Here is a 3,760-nt window from a genome sequence, read left to right as displayed (position 1 = left end):
GGGCAAATCGATGCTGGCGCAGCGGCTGCCGTCGATCCTGCCGCCGCTGGCGCCGAAGGAATTGCTCGAAGTCTCGATGATCGCGTCGGTGGCGGGAGAGCTCGGCGAAGGCAAATTGACTGACCGGCGGCCGTTCCGCGCGCCGCACCACTCGGCCTCGATGGCGGCGATGGTCGGCGGCGGCATCCGCGCGCGGCCGGGCGAGGTGTCGCTGGCCCATCACGGCGTGCTGTTCCTCGACGAGTTTCCCGAGTTCACGCCGCAGACGCTCGATGCGCTGCGCCAGCCGTTGGAGACCGGCGACTGCATGATCGCGCGGGCCAACCATCGCGTCACCTATCCAGCGCGTATCCAGCTGGTGGCCGCGATGAACCCGTGCCGCTGCGGCATGGCCGGCGAGCCTGGTTATCGCTGCCTGCGCGGCGAGCGCTGCCGCACCGACTATCAGGCGCGCATTTCGGGCCCGCTGCTCGACCGCATCGATCTCAGGATCGAAGTGCCGGCGGTCTCGGCCAGCGACCTGATCCGGCCCGACCGGGCGGAGAAAAGTGCCGATGTGGCGATGCGCGTGGCACGCGCCCGCACCATCCAGCGCGAGCGCTTCGAGCGGCTCGGCGCCACCCGCGCCACCACCAACGCGCATTGCGCGCCCTCGGTCATCGAGGAGATCGCCATGCCGGACGCCGCCGGCCTGTCGCTGCTCAAGGACGCCAGCGAAAAGCTCGCCTTTTCGGCGCGAGCCTATCACCGGGTGCTGAAGGTGGCGCGGACACTCGCCGATCTCGACGCCAGCGAAACCGTCGGCCGCATCCATCTGGCCGAAGCGATTTCCTACCGCATGAGCTCGGAGCGGGTGGCGCAGGCGGCGTAGATCACTCGCCGCCCGACAAGCCGACTCTGCCACACCACCTTCCGCAATCACGCCATAACCGTCATCCGACGAATCGGCCATCTCCGCACTGCGGCGGACCTGATTGTCCGCTTGGTCGACGTCCTCACCACCCAACGGCCCCCACCGACCGGGCGCCGGCCGTTTCTCCGTCTTCGGGGGCGTGGACGTCATCGCATCGGACCAAAGTCTTGGTCTCCGCATTGGGAATTCCTTATTTAGATAATGTGAATATGATTGCGGTCGGGGAGTCCGCTATGTTCGTTGACTACTACGAAGTTTTGGAAGTCAGCCCGAACGCCAACTCGGAAACGCTGGAGCGCATATTTCGCTATTTTGCGATGCGCTATCATCCCGACAATCGCGAAACCGGCGATGAAGCCCGCTTCAGTGAAATCGTGGAAGCCCACAACACGCTCAAGGATCCGGTCAAACGCGCTCAATACGACATCGCGTATAGGGACCATGCCGGCCTTCGCCGCGAATTGACCGAGGAAGCCAGCAACAGCAAAGGCATCGAGCGGGATGTCGTGATCCAGGCCAGGCTGCTGTCGCTGCTTTACGCGAAGCGCCGGCACGACGTCAGCAATCCCGGGATCGGGGATGTGGAGCTCGAACGCCTGTCAGACTGTCCGCGAGAGCATCTCGAGTTTCATCTCTGGTATCTAAAAGCGAAGGGCTGGATAGCAAGAGTGGAAAACGGGACGATCGCGATTACGGTGGAAGGCGTCGATAGGGTCAACTCCGAACACCGTCGCGATCCCACCATCCGGCTCCTGGACCATACAGCTTCCTGACGCCTCACCTCCGGAGGAAGTCAGGCCGAAGACCTGCCGCCCCATTCACGGCAGGGACTGGCCTCTTCAGCCCTGCTGCGCCTTCAGTTCCAGCCGCCGCGCGTGCAACACCGGCTCGGTGTAGCCGTTGGGCTGGGCGCGGCCCTTGAATACCAGGTCGCAGGCGGCGAGGAAGGCTATCGACTTGTCAAAGTCGGCCGCCATCGGCTCGTAGAGCGGGTCGCCCTCGTTCTGGCGGTCGACGATGTCAGCCATGCGCTTCATCGTCGCCATCACCTGGTCCTCGCTGCACACGCCGTGGTGCAGCCAGTTGGCGATGTGCTGTGAGGAAATACGCAGCGTGGCGCGGTCTTCCATCAGGCCGACATCGTTGATGTCAGGCACTTTCGAGCAGCCGACGCCCTGGTCGATCCAGCGCACGACATAGCCAAGAATGCCCTGCGCGTTGTTGTCGAGTTCCTTCTGGATATCCTCGGGCGACCAGTTCGGCCGCACGGCAACGGGCACCGACAGGATGTCGTCGAGCCTGGCCTTCGGCCGGTTCTTCAGCGCCGCCTGCACGGCGTGAACATCGACCTTGTGATAGTGCGTGGCATGCAGCGTCGCCGCCGTCGGCGACGGCACCCAGGCGGTGTTGGCGCCGGCCTTGGGGTGGACGATCTTCTCCACCAGCATCGCAGCCATCAGATCCGGCATCGCCCACATGCCCTTGCCGATCTGGGCGTGGCCGGCCAGCCCGCATTCCAGCCCGGTGTCGACATTCCACGCCTCGTAGGCGGAAATCCAGGCGGCCTGCTTCATGTCGCCCTTGCGGATCATCGGGCCGGCTTCCATCGAGGTGTGGATCTCGTCGCCGGTGCGGTCGAGAAAGCCGGTGTTGATGAACACGACGCGCTCCTTTGCGGCGCGGATTGCCTCCTTGAGGTTGACGGTGGTGCGCCGCTCCTCATCCATGATGCCCATCTTGATGGTATTTTTCGCCATGCCGAGCAGGGCCTCGACGCGGTCGAATATCTCGACGGCGAAGGCGACTTCGTCGGGCCCATGCATCTTGGGTTTCACGACATACATCGAGCCGGCGCGGGAATTGGCGCGGCGGCCGTTCGGCCCGACATCGTGCAACGCGATCAGCGCCGTCATCGCCGCATCCATGATGCCTTCCGGAACCTCATTGCCGTCGCGGTCGAGGATCGCCGGGCTGGTCATCAGGTGGCCGACATTCCTGACCAGCATCAGCGAGCGGCCGGGCACGGTCAGCGTGCCGCCGGCGGGCGCGGTGTAGGCGCGGTCGGGATTGAGCTTGCGGACAAAACTCTTGCCGCCCTTGGTGATCTCTTCCGCTAGGTCACCCTTCATCAGGCCGAGCCAGTTGCGGTAGACGACGACCTTGTCTGGCGCATCCACCGCCGCGACCGAATCCTCGCAGTCCTGGATGGTGGTCAGCGCCGATTCCAGGATGACATCGGCGATGCCCGCCGGATCGGTGCGGCCGATCTGGTTGTTGCGGTCGATCACGATCTCGATGTGCAGGCCGTTGCGCACAAGCAGCACGGCATCGGGATTGGCGGCATCGCCGCGATAGCCGACGAATTGCCTGGGGTCGGCCAGCGTCGTCGAGCCGGCGCCGGCGCTCAGCCGCAAGGCACCCTGCGCCAGCGACAGGCCATTGACGCCGGCCCATTTGCCGGACGTGAGCGGGGCAGCCTCGTCGAGAAAGGTCTTCGTCCAGGCGACGACCTTGGCGCCGCGTGCCGGATTGAAGGCTTTGCCCTTTTCGGCGCCATCCGTTTCGGGGATGGCATCGGTGCCGTAGAGCGCATCGTAGAGCGAACCCCAGCGCGCATTGGCAGCGTTGAGCGCATAGCGCGCATTCATCACCGGCACGACCAGCTGCGGTCCGGCAACATCAGCAATTTCCGGGTCGACGTTGTCGGTCGACACGCTGAAGGCCGGGCCTTCGGGAACGAGGTAGCCGATCCCTTTCAGGAAGCCCTTGTAGGCCTCCATGTCGACCGGCGCGCCGTGATCGCGATACCAGCCGTCTATCTGTTCCTGGATGGCGTCACGCTTTGCC

At 64.7% G+C, this 3,760-nt stretch carries 3 protein-coding genes; 2 read left to right on the top strand and 1 reads right to left on the bottom strand.

The features are described 5' to 3' along the window. A partial coding sequence (locus tag EN884_RS29055; RefSeq protein WP_164895214.1) for an ATP-binding protein occupies positions 1 to 871 on the top strand: 871 nt, incomplete at its 5' end. Between the two features lie 275 nt (positions 872 to 1,146). Next, positions 1,147 to 1,686, top strand: coding sequence for a J domain-containing protein (locus EN884_RS29050; protein ID WP_013528603.1), 540 nt, complete (start codon positions 1,147 to 1,149; stop codon positions 1,684 to 1,686). Positions 1,687 to 1,752: 66 nt separating this feature from the next. On the opposite strand, the gene EN884_RS29045 is transcribed toward EN884_RS29050, so the two are convergent. Further along, positions 1,753 to 3,760: malate synthase G (locus EN884_RS29045; RefSeq protein ID WP_128360885.1), on the bottom strand; the 2,008-nt coding region annotated here is incomplete at its 5' end.

Origin of the sequence: Mesorhizobium sp. M7A.F.Ca.AU.001.01.1.1 (assembly GCF_004022735.1) — a bacterium.
In the GTDB taxonomy this organism is placed as follows: Bacteria; Pseudomonadota; Alphaproteobacteria; order Rhizobiales; family Rhizobiaceae; genus Mesorhizobium; species Mesorhizobium ciceri.
Note: the sequence above shows the minus strand (reverse complement) of the source record. Positions and strands in the feature narration are given on the sequence as shown.